The sequence below is a fragment of the Sphingobacterium composti genome (genome assembly GCF_009829075.1).
In the GTDB taxonomy this organism is placed as follows: domain Bacteria; phylum Bacteroidota; class Bacteroidia; order Sphingobacteriales; family Sphingobacteriaceae; genus Sphingobacterium; species Sphingobacterium composti.
Map to the genome: position 1 here is coordinate 85,754 of NZ_WUQZ01000003.1, position 25,939 is coordinate 111,692.

Genomic DNA, 25,939 nt, shown 5'->3' on the forward strand with positions numbered 1-25,939 from the left:
GTGTAATTTAATATTATACTATTAGTTATGATTCCAGAATTTGTACTTCCTGCCAATTTACAGTTAAAAGCTGAAACAACGTACACCTCTCTAGGAGAGCTTTATATTAGTACGTACGCTTATCAAAAACACTCAACATGCCCTATTTGTGGCATGACGAGTAATAGGGTTCATAGTAGATATTTCCGAACTCTTTTAGACCTTCCTGTTTCCGGATATATTGTAAAAGTCAAACTCAGGGCTAGGAAGTATTTTTGTGATAATTCAGTCTGTCATCGAAAGGTTTTTACTGAACGCTTCGATTGTGAAATCAGACCATATTACTTGCAAAATCAGCATAATTCACCAAAATTGACGAAGAACCACTTTGTTCGGAATAATCATTATATTATTACAACCATCAAATATAAATTTAATAATCATATTCTATGAGAGCATATGTGGCTGTAAAATTTGATAAGAATCAAATGCATAATCCTGTTATTGAAATGGTGAAGGAAGTGCTTTTGCAACGGCAAATTGTTCCAATCGTCTTTATAGAACAGTATCATTTTTCAATGTCTGAAGAACGTGAAATGATGAATAAGGCGATGGAAGAGATTGATAGGTGCGATCTATTGATAGCAGAAACATCTGTGAAAGGTATTGGTATCGGTATTGAAGCTGGTTATGCAAAAGGCAAAAACATTCCTGTCATTTATTTGCGTCATAAAGGTGCTTCACATTCTAGTACCTTGTCTGGTCTTAGCGATTACCAGATTATTTATTCAGATGAAAATGATTTATCGCTAAAGTTGAACTCAACCTTAGAATGTTTATTAGGTAAATTTTAGGCATAGAATTAATCCGTCGTTTCTTTGAATATTTTCAATTTACTTGTCATCAAAAACATTAATAGACCGAAAAAAGCAAAAAGTCCATATGAATAGCGTAAGCTAAAGATTTCGGCGATATAACCAATTAATGGAGGTCCCATCAAAAAGCCAAGGTAACTTACACTTGAGACCATTGCTAAAGCTACGCCAGAAGGTACTTTTTTGTTTTGTCCAGCGAGGCTATATACTGTAGGTACATTGCATGCTACTCCTATACCGACTAGCATAAATGCAAATGTACAGAGCCAAAATTGGGGAAATAGTACCGATAGCATCATTCCTATAAACATAAGTATTCCACTAATTTGAAGTGTGTTTCTACGACCTAGTCTTGCGATCACAAAATCTCCGATAAATCTTCCCAAAGCCATCGTAACCATGAAAGAAGCATATCCAACTATGATTAAATTTTCTGGAGCGCCAACAATATCTTTAAAATAAACACCACTCCAGTCAAACATAGCTCCTTCTGTTGCCATGCTGAAAAATCCAATAATTCCTAATTGTAACAATGTACCCTCGGGCTTAGAGAAAAATGGTTTTTTCTCTTTAGCATCGGGTTTGCCTTGTACCAAAAAACTTTGATTCATTAGAGTATTTATAATTATCAAGAATAATATTATGATGAAATGAGTTAACGTGTCAATTCCTATATTCATTGTTAAAAGACCTATGAGGGCGCCTGTAAATCCGGCAATACTCCAAGCTCCATGAAATGAAGACATAATTGATTTTTGAAAGATTTTTTCCGCAGCTACTCCTTGTGTGTTGACTGCTATATTGCACATATTTCCTACTACTCCAAATAAAAATAATATAGCAGCGAGTTGGTAAGCGTTGGTTGCCAAGCTTATTGTGCAGAGAATTATAGCATAAATAATGGCTACAATGCGCAATACATGCGCGCTCCCGTATTTAGTGACCAGCCTCCCAGATATGGCCATTGTTAATAGTTGACCAATAGGTAACATTAATAATATGGTTCCTAGTTCAGCTTCCGTAAGTTGTAATTTTTCTTTAAGCGTAGGAATGCGGCTTGCCCAAGAAGAAAATGCTAATCCTTGACAGAAGAAAAATAATGAAACTGCGATACGTATTCTATTTTTACTGGGTGTAATTGATTCTCTGGCAGAGGAAGATATTTCTTTCATTGTAAAATATTTGCAGAGCAAAGGTACATATTCTAATTACTAATTTTGACTTGATGAATTATCTAGAATTAGATGTTGCTGATATTTTTCTTATAATTTTTCTGCATATTATGATAGGTGAATTTTTATTAGAAAAAATTTTGTAAATTGATACAATAAAGATTTTTAATAAATTACATTGTTATAAATATAAATTATTACTTCAATTATGGGAAAATTTGAGATAAAGAAGCGTTCAAATGGTGAATATCAATTTAATTTGAAAGCTGGCAATGGGCAAGTCATTCTAAGTAGTGAGGGGTATTCATCTAAAGCTAATTGCGTTAACGGTATAGAATCCGTAAAGAAAAATTCACAAATAGAAGATAGATTCGAACGAAAGGCGTCAGCTAATAATAAATACTTTTTCAACCTTAAGGCTTCAAATGGACAAACAATAGGCTCAAGTGAAATGTATGAGTCTGCCTCTGGAAGGGATAATGGGATTAAATCCGTGATGGAAAATGCTCCAGAAGCGTCTATTGTAGATTTGGATGCATAGGAATAAAACAAATTGTTGGCATTAATATTGTATGATATTTAACGTTTTTAAAGAACTTAAATAATGAGAGTGAAGCTGTCCATAAGGGCAGCTTCTTTTTGTTATATTTAGATATTAATTGTTTCGCTTTATGAGGATCATATCGGTATTTCTACTTTTACTGTTTGCTACAGCCATTAATGCGCAAGAAATTCAAAAATCAAGATGGATAATTGGTCCTACATTGGGTTACCAATATCAAGAAAAAAGTTTTTTAAAGGGGGCTTTTTGGGCGTTGACGGATTTGGGATATGCAAACTATTTGCGTTTTGATGCGGGTGCAAACTTGACTTTTCAGGACAAAATGGCGTATGTTATTCCGGAGTTAGGTGTGACCTATTACCTAGGAGCAAAGGGAGTTTGGCCATTTATAAAAGCCGAGGCAACGCCTTATACAATTACACCAAAGGTCGGATTGGGGGTGTTCAATATTTTAGAATTTGGAGCAGGGTACGGGTTTGAATTGAATCAAAAGAAGAATTTACCATCTATAAAAGGCTTCAATTTTAGTGTAGGAGTAAGTATTCCACTCAATTATCATTTGTTTTAGTCATTAGTTTCTTTGTTTGATTACATTTGTGAAGTAATACAACCTATAATGAATTCTTTTCGGCATCTACAACAACCTACAGGACGTACGATCATAATTGATCAGCAAGAATATCTTTTTTTCGGCGGAACGGCTTACTTAGGGCTTCTTATTGATGAAGAATATCAATCATTGGTTGTTGAGGGGATTCAAAAATACGGATTGAACAATGGTACTTCTCGTTCGAATAATGTTCAATTGGGTATATATGACGAAGCGGAAGATAAATTAGCCAAGAGATTTGGTTTCGATGCTGCAGCTTTGTTTTCAAGTGGCTATTTAGCTGCGCAAGCAACTGTGCAGATTTGTTCCAGTAGAGGAGAAATTATTTATGCTCCTCATGCGCATCAAGCATTATGGTTGGATGGTGCGCCTAAGGTTGAGTCGACCAGATTCTCACAGTGGTTGTTGGATACGATTGCGTATATTAATGATTCAAATCAGGACTCCTTTGTCATTATAGCGAATGCTATTGACAATCTGACGCCTACTCTATATGACTTTTCGCCATTAGCGAATATTGCGTCATTTAAAAATATTACATTAGTTCTGGATGATTCGCATGGCTTAGCTGTGGTAAATAAAAACGCTGCCTCAACAGATATTAGTTTATTTGAGTCTTGTCCGCATATCGAAATCGTACTTCTTGCTTCTTTGGCCAAAGGTTTGGGTACGGATGCTGGAATTGTGCTCGGTTCAAAAGACACGATAGCAGAGGTGAAAAAATCGCCTATTTTTATGGGAGCGTCTCCTAGTGCACCAGGCTTTATTTATGCCCTCATGAATAGTGAATCGATATACAATAAAGCGTATCAGAGTCTGCATAACAATTTGGAGCTTTTTGCTTCGGCATTAGAGAGCCAATTTCGGTTAAATTATGCAAAAGGATTTCCTGTTTTTACCTCAAAACAATCAAGTCTCTATCGTCATATGTGTAATAATGGGGTGTTGATATCTAGTTTTCCCTACCCTTTGCCGTCTAGTCCCTTGTTAAACAGAATTGTTATATCAGCATTACACACGTCGCAAGACATTCTAAATCTTACACGTGTATTACAGACTGATTACTAATAATAGTTTGAAAATCAACTAAATAATCGTAGATTTGCGGACTATTTTAAATGAGGTAGAGGTAGTTAATTTGCTTAATCGTTTGATTATGAAAAAAATATGTTTGACAAATAAGTTAAAATATTTTTAAACATCATAGAAAAACGATAATTTTGCAACCCCAAATGAGGGTAGTGGAGAAATAAATTATTACAGAATATAGATATGACTAAAGCAGAAATTATTGCAGAGATCTCTACCAAGACTGGTCTAGAGAAGGTTGATGTACAAGAAACGGTAGAAGCGTTCTTCAAGGTTGTGAAAAATGCGATGATTGAGGGTGAGAATGTATACGTAAGAGGTTTTGGAAGTTTCGTAGTTAAGAAAAGAGCTGAAAAAACTGCACGTAATATTTCAAAAAACACAGCTATTATTATTCCAGAGCACTTCGTGCCTAGCTTTAAACCAGCAAAAGTTTTTGTAGAAAAAGTAAAAAACGGTAATAAAGTAAAAAAATAATTTAAATTCGCAGTATGCTTAATACCAAACAAATAGTTGTAATCGTAGTTGTTGTCGTAATGATAGGCGCGCTATTGGCTCAACCTATCAAAGGTTTGGTAGATAAGCAAGAGCAAAATACTGCTGCAGCAACTGAGGACGCATCTTCGATGTATACATTGAAAAGTGTTTCTGAGCTGGCAAAACAAGGGATCAATTCTTCACTAGCTCAAGAAATTTCTACTATCGAAGGACAAGTAGAGAATGCTGAAGGAGAAGAGAAAGTTTCATTGTTGCAGTCTTTAGCTTCTAAGTGGGAAGATTTGGCAAAGCCAATTCCACAAGGCTTTATCTATAAAGAGATGGCGGAGGTAACTCCAAAATTGGATTATTGGGTAAAAGCGGGTGATGCATTCCGTGAGGGATATACCAATCAACAAGACACGGCATTAGCCTCGGCGTTGAACAAATTGGCTATTGAATCTTATCAAAAAGCTGTAGATTTGGATCCTAATAATTTAGCGGCTAAAACAGGCTTAGGGGCTTCACTGGTTACTGGTTCGGCAAATCCAATGGCAGGTATTGCTTTATTGCGTGAAGTGGTACAAGCGGATCCGAAAAATTTAGATGCTAATAAAACTTTAGGTTTGTTTTCAATGCAGTCAGGACAATTTGATCGTGCGATCGAAAGATTCCAAACTGTCATAGAAATAAAAGCTGATGCTGAATCGTATTTCTATTTAGCTACAGCTTACGAAAAAATTGGTCAAAAATCAGAAGCTATCGCTGCTTTTACAAAGAGTAAAGAATTGGCTGCAGATCCGACCCTATCTCAATACATTGATCGTCAGATAGAAGCATTGAGTAAATAACAATTAACAGATTTTTTTAACATTATTCAAAAACATTAAGCTATGCCAAGCGGAAAGAAAAGAAAAAGACACAAAATGGCTACTCACAAGCGTAAAAAACGTTTAAGAAAAAATAGACACAAGAAAAAATAGTTCTTCTTGTAGGTAGTCTGAGAAGATTTATTCAATCTCAAAGACATTATACAATCTATGAAAAACTTCGGTTTTATTCATAGATTGTATTTTTCATTAAACAAGTTTTATGTTTCATTGGGGATTAATATTGATGCGCGAGGTGTCAATATCCCAAAAATTTGAGTAGCTGTTGGTAAAGGAATTAATTATCGATTCGACTCCTGAGAATGGAGTGACTATTGCTTTACTACAGGACAAGCAGCTTGTCGAACTAAATAAAGAGCAGGCTGGCAATCATTTTGCGGTAGGGGATATTTATCTCGGACGTATCAAGAAGATAATGCCAGGGCTGAATGCAGCATTTGTAGATGTAGGCTACGATAAGGATGCTTTTTTGCATTATCTCGATTTAGGACCTCAAGTGCAATCCTTACTTAAGCTCACGCGAGTAGTAAAGAATGGCAGTTATCAAGAGAATCTGCTGAATAGTCTGAAACTTGAAAAGGATATCGATAAAGCCGGCAAAATATCGGACGTACTAGGACGTAACGTCATGATACCGGTGCAGATAGCTAAAGAGCCTATATCAACAAAAGGTCCTCGATTGAGTTCGGATCTGTCTATTGCAGGTCGATTTGTTGTATTAGTACCTTTTTCAAGTTCGGTTTCCATTTCCAAAAAGATTAAAGCTAGTGCCGAGCGTACACGTCTTAAAAAGATAGTAGAGAGTATTAAGCCAGCAAATTTTGGCGTTATTATTCGTACAGTATCGGAAGGTAAAGGAGTAGAAGAACTTCAAAAAGACCTTCTAGATTTGATTGCGAAATGGGAATTATTTACCAAACGCCTTAAAAACGTAGAGCCTCCTCAGAAGATTCTAGGGGAGATGGATAGAGCTTCTACCATTCTACGCGATATATTGACGGATGAGTTTACACACATTCATGTCAATGACTCTTCTATATATGAAGAAGTAAAATCATATGTACAAGAGATATCACCAGAATTGGAGAAAATAGTGAAATTGTATAAACACAAAGAACCTATTTTTGATCATTTTGGAGTTGAAAAACAAATTAAGGCGTCTTTCGGCAAGACGGTTAATTTACAGGGGGGTGCATACCTTGTCATCGAACATACAGAGGCTTTGCACGTCATAGATGTAAATAGTGGTAACCGAATTGCGAGTAAAGAGAATCAGGAAGATAATGCGCTCTTAGTAAATAAGGAAGCGGCAAGAGAAATTGCTCGTCAGCTTCGTTTACGCGATATGGGAGGAATAGTGGTAATCGATTTTATCGATATGCACAAGCCCCAAAATCGTAAAGATTTGTATACTTACCTGAAAGAATGTATGGCTGAGGACAGAGCTCGTCATACTATTTTACCACCAAGCAAATTTGGCTTGGTACAAATCACACGCCAGCGTGTGCGTCCAGAAATGAGCGTGGTGACGAATGAAAAATGTCCTGCTTGTGATGGTACGGGTGAAATAAGGTCAAGCATTGTATTGCTTGATGATATAGAGAATAACTTAAGTTTTATTCTAGAGGAACAAAACGAAAAAGGTGTTACATTATGTGTACATCCTTATATAGACGCCTACATTACGTCTGGTTTGATTTCTCGTCGATTGAAATGGTTCTTTAAATACGGAAAATGGATAAAGGTGAAAGCTATACAATCCTATTTCTTGACAGAATTTCATTTCTTCAATCAAAAGGATGAAGAGATTAAGTTATAAAATAAAGGCATTCACAAATGGGTGATATCTACCAAAGATATCACCCATTCTTTTTAGTTGGACCAAATTTTTACACAAATAATTTTGCCTAGATATATTGTACTTTTATATTCGTGACACCAATTGAAGTCATAAACCTATGAAATCGTATGTTTTCATTAATGTAATTTAACATTCCATTAAAGGTCAAGTACTTATTTTGCATCTTGATGTAAATATGGTTTAAAACGAATTGATGAAGAGAAGTTTACCGAATATTAATTTAACGTGAGTTCGGGATAAGAAAAAAGTGAAATTATATATTATTTTAACTAATAAAGGCTTGATTTTTGTATATAATAATTTGATTGTCAACTAATCCGAACTCACGTTAATATAATCATCTTCTTGATTTAGTGTGTGAATAATTGTAAAACTGCTCTCAAAGGTTCTCTGCCTATGGGGGCAGTTTTTTTTATAAAATATTGTTATAGATATTTTTGATTTATGTATTAACAATCTGATTTTCATTTATTTTTTTTCTGTTTTTGTTGTAGTATTTAATATGTGTAACATAAGATTTTTGTCTTGTGAAAAATTAAAAACATATATTTATCACTTTATTATTTTTAAAACGGTAATAATACATCAAGTTTGTTAAATATGATTAAAAGGCTTATAATGTTAGCTGTCGTAATGGGAAATGTAATTGTTTCCCATGCACAGCAATCCAAACCCAATGTTGTTATTATTATTTCGGATGACCATTCGTACCAAACTATTGGAGCTTATGGATCCAAAATGGGTCGTACACCTCAAATTGATCGTATCGCACAAGAAGGGCTTGTATTTAATAATGCTTATGTGAATAATTCCATTTGTGGACCAAGTAGAGCAACCTTGCTTACGGGTAAATACAGTCACAAAAATGGATTTAAAGACAATGAAACTTCTCATTTTGATTTTTCACAGAATCTATTCGTGAAAGATTTGCAGCGTGTGGGCTACAAGACAGCATGGATTGGTAAAATACATTTAGGTCATAAACTGCAAGGTTTCAATTATTTTGATATTCTGAATGATCAAGGGCATTATTTCAATCCGGACTTCATTTCAAATAAAGGAACGGAGCGTGTCGACGGGTATGTCTCGGATATTGTGACGGACAAAGCTATTAATTGGCTCGACTCTATTGACACCAAAAATCCTTTTTGTTTAGTAATTGGTCATAAGGCTACACACCGTACTTGGATGCCAGATCCTAAGGATTTTGGTGCGTATGATAACGATGAATTTCCTTTGCCAGAAACTTTTTATGACGATTATTCCTCTCGTAAAGCTGCTGCTGGTCAAGAAATGTCGATTGATAAAGATATGCGAATGGGCTATGATTTAAAAATGTTTGAATCATGGGAAAAGATGATGGCTGACGGTAACTTCAAGCGCATGAATGAAGAGCAAAAGAAGCAATACGCAGCTTATTATCAACCTATTTACGACAAATTACAATCGGATAAGCTATCAGGTAAAGCTTTGGCGGAATGGAAGTTTAGAAGATACATGATTGACTATTTGAATACTGCGCAATCCATGGATCGTAATATTGGGCGCGTGTTGGATTACTTGAAAGCAAATAACTTAGAACAAAACACCATCGTTATTTATCTTTCGGATCAAGGTTTTTATATGGGTGAACATGGCTGGTTTGACAAAAGGTTCATGTATCAAGAGTCGTTTCGTACACCATTCATCATGAAATATCCAGCGCTAATTAGGAATGGAGCTCACACGGATGCAAGTATTGTAAATGCTGACGTTGCACCTACATTATTAGAATTAGCTGGTGTTAAAGAACTGAGCGATATGCAAGGTAAATCTTTTGTTCCAGTTCTAAAATCATCTAAAAAAGAACATAGAAAACAAATATTCTATCATTATTTTGAGAATGGCGAACATGCAGTTTCTCCTCATTTTGGTGTCAAAGAAGGACGCTACAAGTTAATCCGTTTTTATAAGCGCGTTGAATCGTGGGAACTGTTTGATTTACAAAATGACCCACAAGAATTAAAGAATTTATATGATGATCCTAAGTACAAGGGTATTGTTAAGAAAATGAAAAAAGCTTTATTGAAACAAATCAAAGAATTTGACGATAAAGAAGCAGAAGAAATTTTTAATAAGATTATTTAGTTATTAAAAACCCTGAAATACATATTTCAGGGTTTAAAAATCTTAATTATCCTCCAAACTCCATTAAGTAAGTTTTTAAGAACTCATCTAAATCACCGTCTAATACAGCCTGTGTATTGGAAGTTTCAGTTCCTGTTCTCAAATCTTTAATGAGTTTGTATGGATGTAATACGTAATTGCGGATTTGTGATCCCCATTCAATTTTCTTTTTCGAACCTTCAATAGCTGCAGAAGCTTCTTGGCGTTTGCGCATTTCAATTTCGTACAATTGCGATTTCAATAAGCGCATAGCATTCTCCTTATTCTGCAATTGCGATCGAGACTCTTGATTTTTGATAATAATGCCTGAAGGTTTGTGGTGTAAGCGAACTGCTGTTTCCACTTTATTCACATTCTGACCTCCAGCACCACCAGCACGGAAAGTATCAAATTCTATTTCCGAATCTTTAATATCAATCTCAATATTATCATCTACCAATGGGTAGACATAGACAGAAGCAAATGAAGTATGGCGTTTGGCATTAGAATCAAAAGGAGAGATACGAACCAAACGATGTACGCCATTTTCGCCTTTCAGATAGCCATAGGCAAAGTTACCCGAAAACTGTAATGTTACTGTTTTGATACCAGCGACATCGCCTTCTTGGTAATCTTGTTCAGTGACTTTGCATCCATGTTTTTCACCCCACATGATGTACATACGCATCAACATTGCTGCCCAATCACAAGATTCGGTTCCTCCAGCACCTGCCGTGATTTGCAGAATAGCATCCAGTTGGTCCTCTTCAGCGCTAAGCATATTTTTGAATTCCAACTCTTCGACTTCGCTCAATGCCAATTGATATTGCTCCTCAGCATCTTTTTCACTTGCATCGCCCGATTGAAAGAATTCATACATAATTACCACATCGTCAACTGCTGCCGATACCTGATCAAAATGTTCTGTCCAGATTTTTAAGTTTTTTATGCCATGTAATACTTTTTCGGCTTCTTTGGGAGAATCCCAAAAATTGGATTGCAGCGTTATTTCTGTGTCTTTTTCAATCTCTGCTTTTTTCGCATCGATGTCAAAGATGCCTCCTCAGGGATGTCATACGATCCCTCAAGTCTTGTATTTGTTCTTTGGTCATAAATCAAAGGTAGTAAGTAAATTGGTAAATTAGAAATTCCATGATTTTACCTTATATTTGTGCTCATAATTCTAAAAAACTTAAACATGTTACCCAGTATAGACTTTACCCAAACATCATCTTATAAATACTTAGTAGATCATTACATTACCATAAATGAAAAATCTTTAAAAGAGTTATTTATTGAAGATCCAGCTCGTTTTGAAAAATTCTCTATCCTATTCAATGATATATTATTGGATTTTTCCAAAAACAGAATCAATGAGCAAACTTTGGCATTATTAATTCAATTGGCTAAAGAATGCAAATTGGACGCAGCTATAAAAGCGATGTTTGATGGTGAAAAAATTAACGTTACGGAAGGTAGACAAGTGCTGCATACGGCGTTGCGTAATCAATCTGATCAGCCTGTGTTAGTTGAAGGCGAAGATGTGATGCCTAAAGTGCGTGCAGTATTGGCGCATATGAAAGAGTTCGTAAATCAGATTGTATCTGGCGAATGGAAAGGTTTCACGGGAAAAGAAATCACGGATGTGGTCAATATTGGTATTGGTGGTTCGGATTTAGGGCCTGTCATGGTTACGGAAGCATTAAAACCGTATAAAACTCGTTTAAATCTTCATTTTGTTTCCAACGTGGACGGTTCGCATATCGCGGAAACGTTGAAAAAAGTAAATCCTGAAACCACCTTATTTCTGATTGCTTCCAAAACATTTACTACACAAGAAACAATGGCAAATGCACAATCTGCTAAAGATTGGTTTTTGCAATCTGGCGCTTTGGAGGCAGATGTAGCGAAACATTTCGTGGCTTTGAGCACAAACGAAAAAGGTGTTTCTGCTTTTGGTATTGACACCAAAAATATGTTTGAGTTTTGGGATTGGGTTGGAGGTCGTTATTCTTTATGGTCAGCTATTGGTCTTTCTATTGCTTTAGGCATTGGATACGATAATTTTGAAGAATTATTAAAAGGTGCATACGAAGCGGACGAACATTTCCGTACGACAGAATTTGAACAGAATATTCCTGTTATTCTAGCATTATTAGGTATTTGGTATAACAACTTCTTCGAAGCAGAAAGTCATGCTATTCTACCTTATGATCAATATTTGCACCGTTTTGCGGCTTATTTCCAACAAGGAGATATGGAAAGTAACGGAAAATACATCGATCGCAATGGTAATCGGGTTGATTATCAGACTGGGCCAATTATTTGGGGTGAGCCTGGTACAAATGGGCAGCATGCATTCTACCAATTGATTCACCAAGGCACAAAATTGATTCCTTGTGATTTTATAGCACCTGCTAACTCACATAACCCAATTGGAAATCATCATCAATTGTTGCTCTCAAATTTCTTTGCGCAAACTGAAGCGTTGATGAACGGTAAAACAGAAGATGAAGTAGTTGCGGAATTTGTCAAAGCTGGAAAATCCCAAGATGAAATCGAGAAATTAAAGAACTATAAAGTTTTCGAAGGCAATCGTCCGACAAACTCTATTCTTTTGAAAGAAATTACGCCAAGATCATTGGGTTCATTAATTGCTATTTACGAACACAAGATTTTTGTTCAAGGAATTATTTGGAATATTTACAGTTTCGACCAATGGGGAGTGGAATTGGGTAAGCAATTAGCTTCTAAAATTCTTCCTGAATTGAGTGGAGCAGAAGCAGTGGAATCTCATGACAGCTCGACAAATGGATTGATCAATCAATATAAAGCTTGGCGATAAAAGCTTAAGATTACTAATAAAAAGAGGCGAATAGTACAACTGTTCACCTCTTCTTGTTTGTCGTATTCGATTTTACTTTTAATCGACTTCTTCCAACTCATCATCATCAACCTCAGTATACTCTAAAATGTCGCCTGGTTGACATTGCAATACTTTGCACAGCGTATTTAGCGTACTAAAACGAATAGCTCTCGCTTTCCCTGTTTTCAATATTGAAAGATTCGACAAATTTAATCCTACTTTTTCAGATAGCTCATTAAGCGACATTTTGCGCTTAGCCATCATTACATCTAAATTTATAATGATCGACATATATTACAAAGTTAAATCATTGTCAGTTTGCAATTTAATACCTTTCTTAAATATCCACGTTATTACTGTCAAAACGATATATATTCCTATATATGTTGAACCATCTTCTAGAAATTCTACAATTAAATTAAATTCATACCCCTTTTCAGAAAAGTTTTTGAGAACATGTTTAATTACAATTAATAATATACCAATAAATGCTGTGCAATAGGTGATCTTGATAAGTATATTTAGTATGGTTTTTGTAAATGGTTTTTCTAGTTCAAAAAACTTGTAAAGTTTTAAAACATAATAAAAAATCAATGCTTTCGTGGCTGACGTAACTATTAATACGATCGCTACTAAACTATACATTGTTTTGTTCTCGTTATAAATCTTGGATAAGTCTAATCTTAAATAATGTTCATTCAAATAAGTAGGTTCAAATAGGCTAAATATGTAACTATATAATAAACCTCCTGCTTGTATACAGCATCCGATAAATATAAGCCAGCATATGATGTGGATTAAATTCTTCCACAACAGATTATTTTTAGTTTTCATAATTTATGTTTAAATAGGTTTGTAATAAAGGTAAATTATTTTAATTTTTCTTTTGAATATAAGTATTAGGTCACAGTAGATTGCCGTTAATTTGCGTATCTATGATTTTTACGTTAATTTTTAAATTAAATCCCTAAATTCGATTTATAGAATTGAAACGAATTACAATCTAACAAAACTATGAAGCAAAATTTCACTGGCAAAGGTAAATCCTTAGTTTGGTCAACTACTATCATCATAGGTTTATTCTCTTATGAAAGCACATTTGCTCAAATAAGAGGACAAAGACCTGCTCAAAAGCTAGATCCTATTGTTACAAAAATTGTTGATGAAGTAAACAAGAATTCTGAATTAGAGAACTTAGCTTTTGAATTACTCGATGTTGTAGGTCCACGATTAGTAGGTACTTCAGGCATGACGAATGCAAATAATTGGGCGGTAAAGAAATTCGAAAGTTGGGGTATTTCTGCTAGAAATCAACAATTTGGTGAATGGGACGGCTGGGAGCGTGGCATTTCCCATATTGATATGGTATATCCGCGTATTAAGTCTCTGGCTGGTACACAACTCGCTTGGAGTCCGAGTACAAAAGGAAAAACAATAGAGGGTGAAGTTATTTCACTACCTGAAATTAAAGATTCAATTAGCTTTCAGAACTGGTTACCAAATGTAAAAGGAAAATATGTAATGATTTCTATGCCGCAGCCAACAGGTCGTCCTGATCATGATTGGGAAAAATACGGTACAACAGAATCTATTGTCAAGATGAATAAAGAGCGAGATTCCTTAAGTATCGCATGGGCCAATAGAATCAGAGCAACGGGTTATAATGTGAACTCCATCCCAGGTATTTTGGAAAATGCGGGTGCTATTGGTATTCTGACAAGTAATTGGTCAAGAGAATACGGCGCTAACAAAATTTTTGGAGCACGTTCTAAAAAAGTTCCGACATTGGATATTTCTTTAGAGGATTACGGTATTTTATACAGGTTAGCTCAAAATGGTATTAAACCGAAGATTGCGGTTAATACTGCTTCTAAATCCTTAGGACCAGTTCCTTCATTTAATACAATTGCAGAAATAAAAGGTTCTGAAAAACCCAACGAGTATATTATTCTTTCTGCACATTTGGATTCTTGGGAAGGTGGATCAGGAGCAACAGATAATGGTACAGGGACTATTGCGATGATGGAAGTTGCACGCATCTTGAAGAAAATATTGCCAAATCCTAAACGTACTATTTTAATAGGTCTTTGGGGAAGTGAAGAGCAAGGGTTAAATGGTTCTAGATCTTTTGTCTTAGATAATCCTGAAATAGTAGAAAAGACACAAGCTGTTTTTAATTTGGATAATGGCACAGGACGTGTGGAAAGAATAAACGGTTCTGGTTTTGTGCATGCTTATGATTACGTAGGCAGATGGTTAAGTGCGGTGCCAGAAGAAATTACTAAAGATATTAAAACTGAATTTCCAGGATCGCCAGGTGGTGGCGGATCAGATCACGCATCATTTGTAGCAGCTGGAATTCCTGCTTTTATGTTGAGCTCATTGTCCTGGGGATACTTTACGAATACTTGGCATACGAACTTAGATACGTATGATAAGTTGGTATTCGATGATTTAAAATGGAATGTTATTCTAACTGCAGTGCTGACCTACCAAGCCTCAGAAGAGCCAGAGCTGGTTAATAGAGAGCAACGTGTATTGCCATTAGGTAGAGATGGTAAACCACAGCCTTGGCCAGCTATTCGGCAGCCACGTAGAACTGGAGTAGGTTATTAAAATTAGAATTTCATACTTTTAAGCCAGTAATAAGAAAAGTAAATTTTTGTGTGGATAGTTTACTAAAAATAAATTGCTAAAATGACCGAGTGACATAAATAATTACTCGGTCATTTTTTTAACGTGTATACCTTTATAACTATTTATTTGGAGAGTTAAATATCATTTCAATTATATCAAAAATTGCTTTTTTCATCTCTTTTTGACCATTTTCGGTATTGATATCTATCTCACAGAATTCGCCTCCTATCGATTTTGAATGAAGTGTAAGATAGTATACCCCTGAAAGTAAAATTGCATAGCAAGCGCGTAGATTTATATTGGTGTCTTTAAAATATTCGTCTGTTTGCGCAAACAAATCTTTGCCTAATAATTCTCTTTCTATGCTTAATTTTTTTAAATGTTCACTCTTTTCCGAAATTTCCCAAATTAATATTTTTCGAGCTTCTTCAAAATTATATAAGTTATCAAAAAGATGAATCAAAAACTCGGAGGCTAATTTTTTACCATTGTCTTGGAAGCTAAGATCTATATTTTCAAAAGCTCCTTCACTTAATTGTGTCCAAAAATCTCTTTTTCGAAAGTAGCTAGCTAACAATTCGTCTATCCCTCCAAAATAGCGATAAATTAGTTGTTTGTCAACCAATGCTTTTCTTGCAATGTTGTTAATGCCAAGTTTAGTATATCCTTCATTGATTAGGATTTCACCAACTGCTTCGATCAACTTTTCTTTCGTACGTTCTTTATTACGAATCTCACCATCTACAGATTTTCGCATAATTTTAAACCTATTAAATTAGCTGTGAAAGTACAGAAATTGTATAATCCATTTCATCTTTACTATGAACCGCAGATAAGCTCATGCGTATGCGGGAATCTCCTCTAGAAACTGCAGGATATAATATTGGGTTTGTATAAACACCTTTTTTCATTAGCTCTTTACTAATATTTAGTGTTCTCTCATCTTCTCCAATTTTGATAGGAAAAATAGCTGATTCTCTTTCCCCTATATCTATACCTATCTTACGTAGACCCAAACTAAAATATTTAATGTTATCTTGAAGTTGTTGTAACCATTTTGGCTCGTCATCAATTAACTCAATAGCTTTTATGATGCCAAGCGTAGAGGCACCTGCAGTAGCAGAAAAAATTTGTTGTTTTGCCTGAAACTTTAAGAATTTTGCATTTTTAGAATTACAAACCACAAATCCACCAATATTACCAAAAGCTTTGCTAAAAGTACCTGTTATAAAGTCAACATCCTTTATAATATTATCACGTTCTAAAACTCCTCTACCTGTTTTTCCTGTTACTCCAATACCATGAGCATCATCAACCATTAAATATGCTCCATATTTTCTACATAAAAACAATATTTCTTTGAGAGGAGCAGTATCTCCATCTTGAGAATATACTCCATCAACAACTACCATTTTGGTTCTAAATTTATCTTGATATTGCAGAAGTATTCTTTCTAAAGCCTCTAAATTGTTGTGAGGAAATGTTTTTTTATTTGTAAGTATACATCCTTCGTGAACTGAGGTGTGAACTCCGCTATCTAATATAGCTACATCTTCTTTTTGTAATAAGGCTAAAAGAGAAGCGCTGTTTGCAGTATATCCTGTTGTATAAATAACTGAAGAATCACTATTGTAACCGAAGAAGGAAGCAATTTTCGCTTCAAGTAGTTTATGATAATCAAAGAATCCACCTATTAAAGGAGATGCTCCGGCTCCAGTACCATATTTTGAAATCCCTTCAATAGCAGCTCTTTTTACTTCAGGATGCTGTGTGAATCCTAAGTAGTCATTAGAGACATAACTAATGAATTCCTCGCCCAATTCACTTTCCAGTTTAATTTTTGAATTGCAGCCACTTGTGGCAATCACCCTATAGGTTTGTTGATCATCATATTTTACATAAGACAGATAGTCAGAAAAGATTTCTGATCTTCCATTTATGTCAAGATCTTGAATATTTTCAAAGTCTTTGAAAGTTTTATTATTAAAATTCATATGTGGAAAAATATGTCACCGGTTTTTTATAAAAGCTGTCTTAATTTAGCGCAGTATTTATAACGATTCCTTGGTAGATTAATAAATTCGGATTAATGCCTAAAATAAAGGAAAAAAATTAAATACGGCTAGTTTATTCTTTTTTTTAGGATACTTTTTTGTTATAGTTTATAAGACAAGACTCAATAAATAAGTAAATAAAGGATCTTATAAAATATGTATAAGCATGCTTATTAAAAGAGTGAACAACTCTATCGTTATATTTTTTAAGTACATGTAAAATAGCACTAGCAGTACGTATAAAATACAAACAAAATTTATTTTAGTTCAGGGCATAATTGTGGTAATAAATTGATATATGTGTAGGGGTTAAATATTTAGTAATAAACTTTTAAGATTATGATTAAGCTACCATTAAAGACTAAAAATGATAAGGAGTTTAAAGAAGCTATTAAATGGTTTGAAAAAGCATTTAGCTCTCCTCCGTATCGTATCGACTCTGAATATACTTGTTTTAAATTTGGAGGATATGATATAGCATTATATCAGGATTTAATTGATAATGCAGATAAAAGGCGTAAAAATATAGCTTATGTGGTTGTAAAGGATATTGCTACTATATTTAACCGTTTTATATCATTAGGAGCCAATGTTATACAAAAACCCTATCAATTAGGAGGAGAAATAACGATAGCACGTGTTAAGAATCCTTTTGGACATATATTATGTTTGATAGATGATCCTTCATATAAATAGTTGTTTGTAAAGTAAACTAGAAGTTATTATTAAGATATTAATTCACGATACATAGGGTATTATAAACTTAATTAATGTACTAAATAATTAAGTTACAAAAAAACTACGTGTTCAACAATTGGTAATATAGTTTAAAAAGGTACCAGAGCTCCCTACTCTGGTACTTATTTTTTAGATAAGTGATATCAGATAATTACAAACTAGATAGCCTTAGGTAGAATTATTATTTTTTTAATTACATTTTAAAGATTCATTTTAATAGCACTGTAATCTTAAAAATTATTGAATAATGTAATCTTACCCTAGCTAGTTATATCTAAAACTAAAAAAATCCAGTCAAAATTGTTATTGTTATCCTGTTGGAATGTGGGAAACTTGGAGAGTTTTTCATATTAAAATAGGAATTCTGTAGGCGTTAATTGACCTAAAGATTAATGTGGCCTTTCATTGTTGTACATCTATAATCATTCTCGCAATTTTTTTTGTATATCCATGGTAGAATTCCCCGTTTTGGAAATTTTTTCACGATGATAAGCGCAAAGATTTGAAAAGAATTTTATGTGCTTTATATAAATCATTAACCAAAACGGGGAAGGTTTAAATTAATTTTTTGATATATTATTATTTTTATAAATCTTTACTCAATTGGAAGTTGAAACCAAAAATGCCCTTTAACAAATGAATTTAAAAACCTTTCAAAAAACAATCGAACCATCAATTATAGATAAAGGTAAAGCATATTATTTAGAGAATCGTGTGGTTGATTTAGAGGAATTTGACGATATATACTGGTGTTCTTCGGTTATGGGCAAGGAGGAATATATAGTCGAGGTGATGGTTGAAAATTTTAAAATTAGGGAAGCTTCATGTGATTGTAAAGATAACTTCACCTGTAAGCATGTTGTAGCGGTTTTATTTGCTATAAGTGAAAAAAAGGGTTTGCTCAAAAATTATCCAAGTACAACCTCAATTACCAAATCTAGAAAGTTAACATTGAAAAAATTTCTAGTTAAAATTTCTGATAAAGAGCTTCGTGATTTTATAGAGCATTACGGTAAAGTCAATAAAACGTTTAAATCTGATTTTGAAATTTACTTTGCAGATAAAGATGAAAATTTTGATGTAGAGAAATTAGTTAGTTCGCAAATAAGAACGGTAATAAAGAAATATATAAAGTGGAACTATCTTAATTATAGTTCAAGTAAAGTGCTAGCCCAAGAATTGCATAAGATTACTAAACAACTTCAGCAGTATTTAACAAAGGGAAATCTTTTAGATGCTGTTAAGTTCTGTAAAGCTTTTATAGAAGAAACCATTCCTATTCAAAGCTATTCTGATGATAGTTATGGGGTATTAAATGAGGTAATAAGTGGAGTAGTAGATTCTTTTATTGAGATTACCCAACAATCGCCAGTGCCCTTAAAAGAAAACATTGCAGATTATTTAAAAAGTGAACTTCAAAACTCAATCTATTTTGAAAATAGTGATGTTGGATATTCCTTAATGGAATTATTCTATCTTCTTTCATCGGAACTTAATCGAGGTAATGATTTTATTGAATTAGCTAAATTCATGGTGAAGTGTTCAGAACACGATAAAAATTCATTTAAATATGAATATTTTTTATCTACATTGGTAAACTTCCTTAAACAACATGAATACCATGTAGATGCGGTTGAGTTAATCCAAAAAAATCTACATTTACCAAAAATAAGATCGATTCTAGTAATTCAATATATTGATGATGAGAATTTTAATGCTGCAAAACAACTTATTAATGAAGGAATATCATTAGCACAAAAAGGTCATCTTTTAGGATTGGAAAAGCAATGGAATAAATATTTGCTAACTATTGCGGAAATAGAAGGAGATGTAGTTGCTGTTCGCAAATTTTTAGAAGAATTTGCTTTTTCTTTTTCATTTGATAAACATTATTATCAAAAATGGAAACTTACATTTTCCCAAGAGGAATGGCAAAGGGTTATTCGTAAGAAAATATCTGTAATTTATGATAAAGTCTTAAAAGAGCAAGAATCCATAAAAATTTACTTACGAATGCCGGAATATGCACTATTAAGTAGTTTAGGGCCAATATTTGTAGAAGAACAGATGTATGATCAATTAATGGATCTTATTAGTAAACAAAATAATTTGGATATAGTCCTTCAATATCACCCAATTCTGTGTAAGCTCTATCCAAATGAGTTAGTTGATTTATATTTAAACTTGCTTATTATAGAAGCCGATATAGCCACAGATAGAAATGCGTATAAAAAACTTTTAAAATATGTTAATATGATTTATTTGGATATACCTTCAGGTAGGCGAAAACTTGTAGAGCAGGTGTTAACATGGAAAGATGAATTCAAGCGTCGTCCAGCAATGATCGATGAGATTGAAAAATTTATAAAAAATGTATCTTAAAGTCGATTGGAGGTATTATTCAAATTGGTTTTGTTGAATAAAGCTTACAATGATTTACATTGGAGGAGAATTGATTATATTAAAAATTTGATTTGTGTAAATCTATTTTTTGGGTTAAAACTATCCGTTATATGACTTCCATTGTTATGTTATTTAATTTTCAGTATAGCAATCTTTCTACCTTTTCACACAATTTTAAGCCAGCTACGATCGATAGTATGGCTATTTTTTTTAAAACGTATTTATAATTCAGAATATTCTTTCAGAAATTAAATGTCTGTTTATAGGGAGCTGTAAAATTAAATAATTTTGTGTCTTCAATTTAAAAGATATGAATGGATTAATGCAGATATGCAATTTCTATTTTGAAATTCCATATCTGCATTTTTAGAATGTGTGTTAGTTAATTTAATGGATTGTTAATTTGATATATCTCAACATTTTATTTTATAAAAATGACACTATTAGCATGATATTAGTTGTCAAAATTGAAAAATATTAAATTTAATGAGTTAAATATTATTAAATTAATAAAATCCATTTTTGATTTAATTATTTAGCTTTTATTTTTGGCTAAAATTAAATCAATTATAAATGAGCACCAATTTAGATAACTGTATGAATCAGTATCAGAATCAGCGTTATGAATGTCTTACAATAACTTTATATGCTAACATTTTATGGAAGGACCGTAATGTACTTTGTCTTTTATATGGACATAGCTTAGTTGATGAAAAAATAGATTCCTTATTAAAATTCTATCATAAAGGGGAATTAAATCAAGAAAGTGGAGGCTTAGAAATTATCTTAACTATTCTTAAAGACTTAATTCAGTTACCAGAACTTCCTAGAGTTATAGATCTTGGTTTGCTTAAAGATAGTATAACAAGTTCTGGGGTTATTGCAAAGGAAGCATTAATTTCCAAATTATGGTATATTCAATTGAATTGTAATAACAATCCAAAGCAAATTGTATTATATGGATTTGGTCGTATAGGTAGGCTTCTTGCAAGAGAGTTATGTACAGATCCTGCACTTCGGGTACATATGGAATTGAAAGCCGTTGTAACAAGAGATCCAGTACATATTGATTTTCTAAAAAAGCGTGCATCTTTAATACAAAAGGATTCTATTCACGGATTATATCGTGCCAGAGTAGAGATTGATGCTCCAAGTAATAGTTTAATTATAAACGGTCAACAAATCCGATTTATACAAGCTGAAGATCCCGCTGCTATAAATTATCATGATTATGGCATTAATGATGCAATATTAATTGATAATACCGGGAAATATAGAGATTTTAAAGGGTTATCTAAACATTTAACTTTACCTGCAATATCAAATGTTATAGTTACTGCCCCTGGAAAAGATATTCCTAATATTGTTTTTGGAATTAATCATGAAATTATTCATAACAATAATGTAAATATATATTCGACGGCATCGTGTACTACCAATGCTATTACACCGCTCTTAAAATTATTAGATACTGAATTTGGTATTGAAAAAGGACATTTAGAAACTATTCATGCCTATACTAATGATCAAAATTTAGTCGATAATATGCATACAAAAAATAGAAGGGGTAGGGCAGCTGCTTTGAATATGGTTATTACAGAAACTGGAGCTGGCAAAGCAATATCTAAAATTTTACCACAGTTGGAAAATAAATTAACTTCTAATGCTGTTCGCGTACCTATAGCAAATGGTTCTTTAGCTATTCTTGTTTTAGATTTAAATAAAGAAGCATCAATAAATAATATACATCAGTTATTAATTCAAGCTGCTTCGGTACCAATAAAACATAAGCAAATTGACATTTCCTTTGATGAAGATTTGGTTTCTACCGATATAATTGGTCGTGCTGCAGCTGGAATTGTTGATGGTTGCGCCACTTCTATTTCTTCTGATGGCAAAACTTTAACATTATATGTTTGGTATGATAACGAATATGGTTATAGTATGCAGGTGTTAAGTTTCGCAAGATGGTTATCTGTAGAATCTGTAGCTAAAGGATCATTGGAAAATTATGATTTTAATAAAATCGAGATTTCGACCATGATGGATAATGCCTAATTTATAGATAATGAAGTTAAAGACATTACATCAATTTTTTTGGCAAGAGATTCAGGATAATAAATTGTCAAAAGAATTAGCTAAGATTTTAGTAGATATTACTTTTGCAGGTAAAATATTACGCACACAAATTGAGAATAATTCATTAACCAGTTCCCCTGTAATTAGCACTTCCATTAATCACCATGGTGAAAATCAACATAAATTAGACGCTTTATCACATGAGATATTTTATGATACGTTAAAAGAAAGTAATTTGTGCAAGAATTTAGTATCAGAGGAAGTTGAGGAAAAGATAATATTGAGTTCGTTGGAATGTAAGGGTTCTTTTGATGTATACATCGATCCTTTAGATGGAACCTCCAATCTTGATTCCAATGTGTCAGTGGGAACAATATTTTCAATTTATCATTCATCTAAGGGGCCTAACTTAAAAAATTCGCTTATTAAGGGAAGATCACAGGTTGCTGCAGGATATTTAATTTACGGTACGACTACGATGTTAGTTTTAACAATTGGTCAAGGGGTACATGGTTTCACCTACGATAGGAATTTAGGAGAGTTTCTGCTTACTCATTCTAAAATTAGAATAAGCAAGTCTGGAAGTACTTATTCTATAAATGAAGGGAATTGTGAAGATTTCCCCTACCAGATTCGCAATTACTTAAATTTTTGTAAACAAGAAGACGCGGAGAATAAGCTTCCATACAAGGCCCGTTATATTGGCTCTATGGTAGCTGACATACACCGGATATTATTTAATGGAGGAATTTTCCTATATCCATCCACTCGAAAATATCCTAAAGGAAAGCTTAGGTTAATGTATGAGTGTAATCCAATTGCATTTATAATTGAACAAGCCGGAGGATTAGCGATTGACGGAATGGGAGCTATTCTAGATGTAAAATGTACGAATCATCATCAGAAGACCCCATTTATTGCGGGCAGTTATAATATGGTTAAGAATGTATTAAATCTCTATAAAAATGAAAGTATAAGTAATCATTTGTTTTACAGTTGTTAGTTAGATTGGTAATTTGGCCTATTAATTTAGGCCATTTTCAAATCTATATAAATTGAATCCAATATTTTTAGTTTTGTACCTTTTATTATTAGAGCAGAATAATACTTTATGGAAGAAGTAATATTAATAAAGAATTAAAGCGAAGCATAGCGTGAGAAAATTCAATAAGTATTCTTTGTTAAAAAGAATAAATTATTATTCTAACAATTCTAAGGATGTTCAAATAACCTTCTTCATTAAATGATTTAAAAGAGTAAAACTAACAAGCAGGATAAATTCTATTTTATCCTGCTTGTTAGTTTATAATTATTAGATATTGTCCCTTTTTTAGATATTAAATTACAGGTTTTACACACCTTACCTGTACTTTATGATCTTTAGCTGGATCAACACCATTTTTAAAATAATTCTGTCCATTATCTAATTCTGGAATATCTGAAGTCGCACCAGTACCTCCATCGGAAACCATTGACCACACAGAATCACCTAATAGAATAGCCCATTGTGCATAGTTAGTTCTATTTGTATACCCCTTGACATCAATACGACCAGATTTATAAAAAGAAACCCATTCTCCTCCTTCAGCTCTAAATGATGTATACATGTTAGCTTGAATGTTTAAATTAGGTCTTGGTGATCCCCAAGATACTCCATTAGAAGTACTCCATCTCGTAGATTGAAAGCGATCTGAAGCCAAACGCGTGTTACCACCTAAGGCCAAAATTTCGGCACCAGTAGGTAATCTCCAGCCGCCTGGAATTTGACGACACGGATCTTTAGACACCTCGTAATTAGCAACGTTTTGAGGCGTTCTTGAAGTAATATTAGCATCCCAAGGTGTCAAGGAATTATACAACCAATAGTCATTTTCTGCACTAGTAGTAGCTGTATAAGGACTTTTTCGTATGGAATATTTTCCTGTAGTTGGATTATACGTCAAATTCCCTCTTGCCCAAATTAAATTTCCGAATTTTGCCCCATCTGTATTTAAAATGTTTAACGCTGGTGCATAACTTACACCTGCTTGAGGTATAATACTTGATTTAGCTGATATAACGAAATCTCTATTAGTTATAGTAGGATAAGTGCCCGTAGGATAGGTAAATATATCTCTTAAACGTACAGAATTCACACGTATTGTAATATCTGATAATGGTGTTGTAAAATCAGCAGTATACATATTAGCCACACGAGCTGAATCTGCGTTGATACTTACAAACGGTAAAGATGACACACTTTGACTCGCAATATTGCTGATCGAATTATTAACCAAGTTTAACGTACCTGATTTAAAATATGATTGACTTGATGGTGCTAATTGAACATTGAAATTTTCTAATACAGCAGGAAATTCATTTCCTTTCACTGTAATGGCAACTCTAGCTAATCTGTGTTTGAATCTTATATTAACTCTAGCTTCTGGAACATTGGTTGTATTATCTAATGGGAAAAATATATCTGTAGTGGAATTTGCATATAGTAAATCTTTATCAACAGGTGTTTGAATAGAAACATTGTTTGTACCAATAGCATCAGTGATATCAGCAGTTGTATTATATGAGTAGGCTACCCATTTATAGGTTCTACCCTTAAAAATATTAAATGCAGTTGTGTTATAAGTTGCACCTCGAATCAAGTCTTTGTGTGCTACATATACCATATTATTATTAACAACTTCAAATAATATAAATCTATACCTAATATTAGTACCTAAATTAGATACTGCTGATTTTTCTATGTTTGAATACTTGGAGTTTAGTTTATCTTTTATAGAGGTACTTTCTGAGTAACTTACCTTATCAAACGATGTAGAATATCTTATTCCACTCTCTTCTAAATCATAGATTTCTTCTTCGGCGTTAGAAGCATTTGCTACATCCATTTTGCTATTGGCTGATAGATCCAGCTGTTCTTCAATGCCATCTAGACTAATAACAAAATCTACTTTATTTGGGTCTCCTATTTCTGGATTGGTTGATGTATCATCTGACTTTTTACACCCACCTAAAACTAATAGGCTAGATATCAAAAACAAATTAATTAAATTTTTGCCTTGTATCAAATACTTTATTTTTGTCCAATTGGTTCTCATAACACGATTTTAATTGCTACCAATAACGAAATCATTCGTCTCAAATCCATCACTAAACTGCCAATCCTCTACATCAACAGTGTTTGATGAAGGATCTATTCCTATTCTAGCATTTGAAGTACTAGCAATACCATTCTCAACTTGAATGATATAAACATGTAACTTTGGTGCGTTATATTTCTTCATAATTTTGTTTTATTTATTAATGACTAATGAGCACAAAGTTATCTTATAGTTTATCATTTAGTATAACTAATCGGACATATATTGTCGTACTTGTAAATATAACACTACATCAATAATAGATTTTGCCGGATACGCATAAAAAAGATCATTTAGAGAGTGCAAAATTTTTAATGATGATAATAATTGAATTTACTTGATTTGTCCTATTTATGCGAGGCGGT

Annotated in this window: 23 protein-coding genes; 15 read left to right on the forward strand and 8 right to left on the reverse strand. The window is 33.3% G+C overall.

All coding sequences use genetic code 11. The features are described 5' to 3' along the window. Positions 1-27: 27 nt before the first annotated feature. On the forward strand, positions 28-432 hold the full coding sequence (locus tag GOQ17_RS16535; RefSeq protein WP_159634603.1) for a transposase family protein: 405 nt from the start codon (positions 28-30) through the stop codon (positions 430-432). Beyond that, on the forward strand, positions 429-833 hold the full coding sequence (locus tag GOQ17_RS03020) for a hypothetical protein (protein WP_159634606.1): 405 nt from the start codon (positions 429-431) through the stop codon (positions 831-833). The genes GOQ17_RS16535 and GOQ17_RS03020 overlap by 4 nt, the downstream gene beginning before the upstream one ends. Before the next feature lie 8 nt (positions 834-841). On the opposite strand, the gene GOQ17_RS03025 is transcribed toward GOQ17_RS03020, so the two are convergent. After that, positions 842-2,026, reverse strand: coding sequence for an MFS transporter (locus GOQ17_RS03025; protein WP_159634609.1), 1,185 nt, complete (start codon positions 2,024-2,026; stop codon positions 842-844). Positions 2,027-2,234: 208 nt separating this feature from the next. Between GOQ17_RS03025 and GOQ17_RS03030 the strand changes: the two genes are divergently transcribed. The 7 genes from GOQ17_RS03030 (at position 2,235) to GOQ17_RS03060 (ending at position 9,642) form a co-directional block, all read left to right on the forward strand. Further along, positions 2,235-2,567 carry a YegP family protein gene (locus GOQ17_RS03030; RefSeq protein ID WP_159634612.1) on the forward strand — a complete coding sequence of 111 codons (333 nt, stop codon included), beginning with the start codon at positions 2,235-2,237 and terminating at the stop codon, positions 2,565-2,567. Positions 2,568-2,697: 130 nt separating this feature from the next. Next, positions 2,698-3,156, forward strand: a complete 459-nt coding sequence (locus GOQ17_RS03035; RefSeq protein ID WP_159634615.1) for a hypothetical protein — start codon at positions 2,698-2,700, stop codon at positions 3,154-3,156. Positions 3,157-3,204: 48 nt separating this feature from the next. Continuing rightward, positions 3,205-4,266: an aminotransferase class I/II-fold pyridoxal phosphate-dependent enzyme gene (locus GOQ17_RS03040; RefSeq protein WP_159634618.1), complete on the forward strand. Its 1,062-nt coding sequence runs from the start codon at positions 3,205-3,207 to the stop codon at positions 4,264-4,266. A gap of 204 nt (positions 4,267-4,470) precedes the next feature. Further along, positions 4,471-4,764: an HU family DNA-binding protein gene (locus GOQ17_RS03045; protein WP_132777778.1), complete on the forward strand. Its 294-nt coding sequence runs from the start codon at positions 4,471-4,473 to the stop codon at positions 4,762-4,764. Between the two features lie 14 nt (positions 4,765-4,778). After that, positions 4,779-5,615, forward strand: coding sequence for a tetratricopeptide repeat protein (locus tag GOQ17_RS03050; protein ID WP_159634621.1), 837 nt, complete (start codon positions 4,779-4,781; stop codon positions 5,613-5,615). Positions 5,616-5,919: 304 nt separating this feature from the next. Beyond that, the gene (locus GOQ17_RS03055) at positions 5,920-7,473 is read left to right on the forward strand and encodes an Rne/Rng family ribonuclease (protein ID WP_159634624.1); all 1,554 of its coding nucleotides are present in this window, start codon (positions 5,920-5,922) and stop codon (positions 7,471-7,473) included. A gap of 642 nt (positions 7,474-8,115) precedes the next feature. Then, positions 8,116-9,642 carry a sulfatase family protein gene (locus GOQ17_RS03060; RefSeq protein ID WP_159634627.1) on the forward strand — a complete coding sequence of 509 codons (1,527 nt, stop codon included), beginning with the start codon at positions 8,116-8,118 and terminating at the stop codon, positions 9,640-9,642. Between the two features lie 46 nt (positions 9,643-9,688). Here the strand turns inward: GOQ17_RS03060 and prfB are convergent. After that, positions 9,689-10,772 (reverse strand): peptide chain release factor 2 gene (prfB, locus tag GOQ17_RS03065; RefSeq protein ID WP_159634629.1). Its coding sequence is split into 2 segments (ribosomal slippage): positions 9,689-10,711 and positions 10,713-10,772, totalling 1,083 coding nucleotides; the frame shifts between segments, so codons are not numbered across the junction. An 86-nt stretch (positions 10,773-10,858) separates the two neighbouring features. Between prfB and pgi the strand changes: the two genes are divergently transcribed. Beyond that, on the forward strand, positions 10,859-12,505 hold the full coding sequence (gene pgi / locus GOQ17_RS03070) for a glucose-6-phosphate isomerase (RefSeq protein WP_159634631.1): 1,647 nt from the start codon (positions 10,859-10,861) through the stop codon (positions 12,503-12,505). Between the two features lie 78 nt (positions 12,506-12,583). Here pgi and GOQ17_RS03075 read toward each other — a convergent pair whose 3' ends face one another. Both GOQ17_RS03075 and GOQ17_RS16540 read right to left on the reverse strand, forming a co-directional pair. Continuing rightward, positions 12,584-12,817 carry a helix-turn-helix domain-containing protein gene (locus tag GOQ17_RS03075; RefSeq protein WP_159634633.1) on the reverse strand — a complete coding sequence of 78 codons (234 nt, stop codon included), beginning with the start codon at positions 12,815-12,817 and terminating at the stop codon, positions 12,584-12,586. Positions 12,818-12,820: 3 nt separating this feature from the next. Next, entirely contained in the window at positions 12,821-13,360 is a 540-nt protein-coding gene (locus GOQ17_RS16540; protein WP_159634635.1) for a DUF2975 domain-containing protein, read from the reverse strand. Positions 13,361-13,540: 180 nt separating this feature from the next. On the opposite strand from GOQ17_RS16540, the gene GOQ17_RS03085 reads away from it, so the two are divergent. Then, positions 13,541-15,142, forward strand: a complete 1,602-nt coding sequence (locus GOQ17_RS03085) for a M20/M25/M40 family metallo-hydrolase (protein WP_159634637.1) — start codon at positions 13,541-13,543, stop codon at positions 15,140-15,142. Positions 15,143-15,281: 139 nt separating this feature from the next. Here GOQ17_RS03085 and GOQ17_RS03090 read toward each other — a convergent pair whose 3' ends face one another. Together GOQ17_RS03090 and GOQ17_RS03095 are read right to left on the reverse strand one after the other, a co-directional pair. After that, positions 15,282-15,920 (reverse strand): TetR/AcrR family transcriptional regulator, encoded by a 639-nt coding sequence (locus GOQ17_RS03090; RefSeq protein WP_159634639.1) that lies wholly within the window; start codon positions 15,918-15,920, stop codon positions 15,282-15,284. Positions 15,921-15,933: 13 nt separating this feature from the next. Then, positions 15,934-17,157: an aminotransferase class I/II-fold pyridoxal phosphate-dependent enzyme gene (locus tag GOQ17_RS03095; protein WP_159634641.1), complete on the reverse strand. Its 1,224-nt coding sequence runs from the start codon at positions 17,155-17,157 to the stop codon at positions 15,934-15,936. Positions 17,158-17,556: 399 nt separating this feature from the next. Between GOQ17_RS03095 and GOQ17_RS03100 the strand changes: the two genes are divergently transcribed. The 4 genes from GOQ17_RS03100 to fbp all read left to right on the forward strand — a co-directional run bounded on the left by GOQ17_RS03100 (position 17,557) and on the right by fbp (position 23,440). After that, positions 17,557-17,913, forward strand: a complete 357-nt coding sequence (locus GOQ17_RS03100) for a VOC family protein (RefSeq protein ID WP_159634643.1) — start codon at positions 17,557-17,559, stop codon at positions 17,911-17,913. Positions 17,914-18,591: 678 nt separating this feature from the next. Next, a complete protein-coding gene (locus GOQ17_RS03105) occupies positions 18,592-20,337 on the forward strand; it encodes an SWIM zinc finger family protein (protein ID WP_159634645.1) in 1,746 nt (581 codons plus the stop codon). Positions 20,338-20,931: 594 nt separating this feature from the next. Further along, the gene (locus GOQ17_RS03110; protein WP_159634647.1) at positions 20,932-22,416 is read left to right on the forward strand and encodes a glyceraldehyde-3-phosphate dehydrogenase; all 1,485 of its coding nucleotides are present in this window, start codon (positions 20,932-20,934) and stop codon (positions 22,414-22,416) included. A gap of 10 nt (positions 22,417-22,426) precedes the next feature. Next, entirely contained in the window at positions 22,427-23,440 is a 1,014-nt protein-coding gene (gene fbp / locus GOQ17_RS03115) for a class 1 fructose-bisphosphatase (protein ID WP_236537028.1), read from the forward strand. A 334-nt stretch (positions 23,441-23,774) separates the two neighbouring features. Here the strand turns inward: fbp and GOQ17_RS03120 are convergent, their stop codons facing one another. Both GOQ17_RS03120 and GOQ17_RS03125 read right to left on the reverse strand, forming a co-directional pair. After that, positions 23,775-25,532: a hypothetical protein gene (locus tag GOQ17_RS03120; protein WP_159634649.1), complete on the reverse strand. Its 1,758-nt coding sequence runs from the start codon at positions 25,530-25,532 to the stop codon at positions 23,775-23,777. Positions 25,533-25,541: 9 nt separating this feature from the next. Beyond that, positions 25,542-25,718 carry a hypothetical protein gene (locus GOQ17_RS03125; RefSeq protein ID WP_159634651.1) on the reverse strand — a complete coding sequence of 59 codons (177 nt, stop codon included), beginning with the start codon at positions 25,716-25,718 and terminating at the stop codon, positions 25,542-25,544. Between the last annotated feature and the right edge of the window lie 221 nt (positions 25,719-25,939).

Bases quoted from the DNA above. Each gene is read 5' to 3' on its own strand.
- GOQ17_RS16535 (WP_159634603.1), top strand. From the start codon at position 28: ATGATTCCAGAATTTGTACTTCCTGCCAATTTACAGTTAAAAGCTGAA.
- GOQ17_RS03090 (WP_159634639.1), bottom strand. From the start codon at position 15,920: ATGCGAAAATCTGTAGATGGTGAGATTCGTAATAAAGAACGTACGAAA.
- GOQ17_RS03120 (WP_159634649.1), bottom strand. From the start codon at position 25,532: ATGAGAACCAATTGGACAAAAATAAAGTATTTGATACAAGGCAAAAAT.
- GOQ17_RS03050 (WP_159634621.1), top strand. From the start codon at position 4,779: ATGCTTAATACCAAACAAATAGTTGTAATCGTAGTTGTTGTCGTAATG.
- GOQ17_RS03030 (WP_159634612.1), top strand. From the start codon at position 2,235: ATGGGAAAATTTGAGATAAAGAAGCGTTCAAATGGTGAATATCAATTT.
- GOQ17_RS03105 (WP_159634645.1), top strand. From the start codon at position 18,592: ATGAATTTAAAAACCTTTCAAAAAACAATCGAACCATCAATTATAGAT.
- GOQ17_RS03035 (WP_159634615.1), top strand. From the start codon at position 2,698: ATGAGGATCATATCGGTATTTCTACTTTTACTGTTTGCTACAGCCATT.
- GOQ17_RS03025 (WP_159634609.1), bottom strand. From the start codon at position 2,026: ATGAAAGAAATATCTTCCTCTGCCAGAGAATCAATTACACCCAGTAAA.
- GOQ17_RS03095 (WP_159634641.1), bottom strand. From the start codon at position 17,157: ATGAATTTTAATAATAAAACTTTCAAAGACTTTGAAAATATTCAAGAT.
- GOQ17_RS03100 (WP_159634643.1), top strand. From the start codon at position 17,557: ATGATTAAGCTACCATTAAAGACTAAAAATGATAAGGAGTTTAAAGAA.
- GOQ17_RS03110 (WP_159634647.1), top strand. From the start codon at position 20,932: ATGAGCACCAATTTAGATAACTGTATGAATCAGTATCAGAATCAGCGT.
- GOQ17_RS03060 (WP_159634627.1), top strand. From the start codon at position 8,116: ATGATTAAAAGGCTTATAATGTTAGCTGTCGTAATGGGAAATGTAATT.
- GOQ17_RS16540 (WP_159634635.1), bottom strand. From the start codon at position 13,360: ATGAAAACTAAAAATAATCTGTTGTGGAAGAATTTAATCCACATCATA.
- GOQ17_RS03020 (WP_159634606.1), top strand. From the start codon at position 429: ATGAGAGCATATGTGGCTGTAAAATTTGATAAGAATCAAATGCATAAT.
- pgi (WP_159634631.1), top strand. From the start codon at position 10,859: ATGTTACCCAGTATAGACTTTACCCAAACATCATCTTATAAATACTTA.
- GOQ17_RS03045 (WP_132777778.1), top strand. From the start codon at position 4,471: ATGACTAAAGCAGAAATTATTGCAGAGATCTCTACCAAGACTGGTCTA.
- GOQ17_RS03125 (WP_159634651.1), bottom strand. From the start codon at position 25,718: ATGAAGAAATATAACGCACCAAAGTTACATGTTTATATCATTCAAGTT.
- GOQ17_RS03085 (WP_159634637.1), top strand. From the start codon at position 13,541: ATGAAGCAAAATTTCACTGGCAAAGGTAAATCCTTAGTTTGGTCAACT.
- fbp (WP_236537028.1), top strand. From the start codon at position 22,427: ATGAAGTTAAAGACATTACATCAATTTTTTTGGCAAGAGATTCAGGAT.
- GOQ17_RS03075 (WP_159634633.1), bottom strand. From the start codon at position 12,817: ATGTCGATCATTATAAATTTAGATGTAATGATGGCTAAGCGCAAAATG.
- GOQ17_RS03040 (WP_159634618.1), top strand. From the start codon at position 3,205: ATGAATTCTTTTCGGCATCTACAACAACCTACAGGACGTACGATCATA.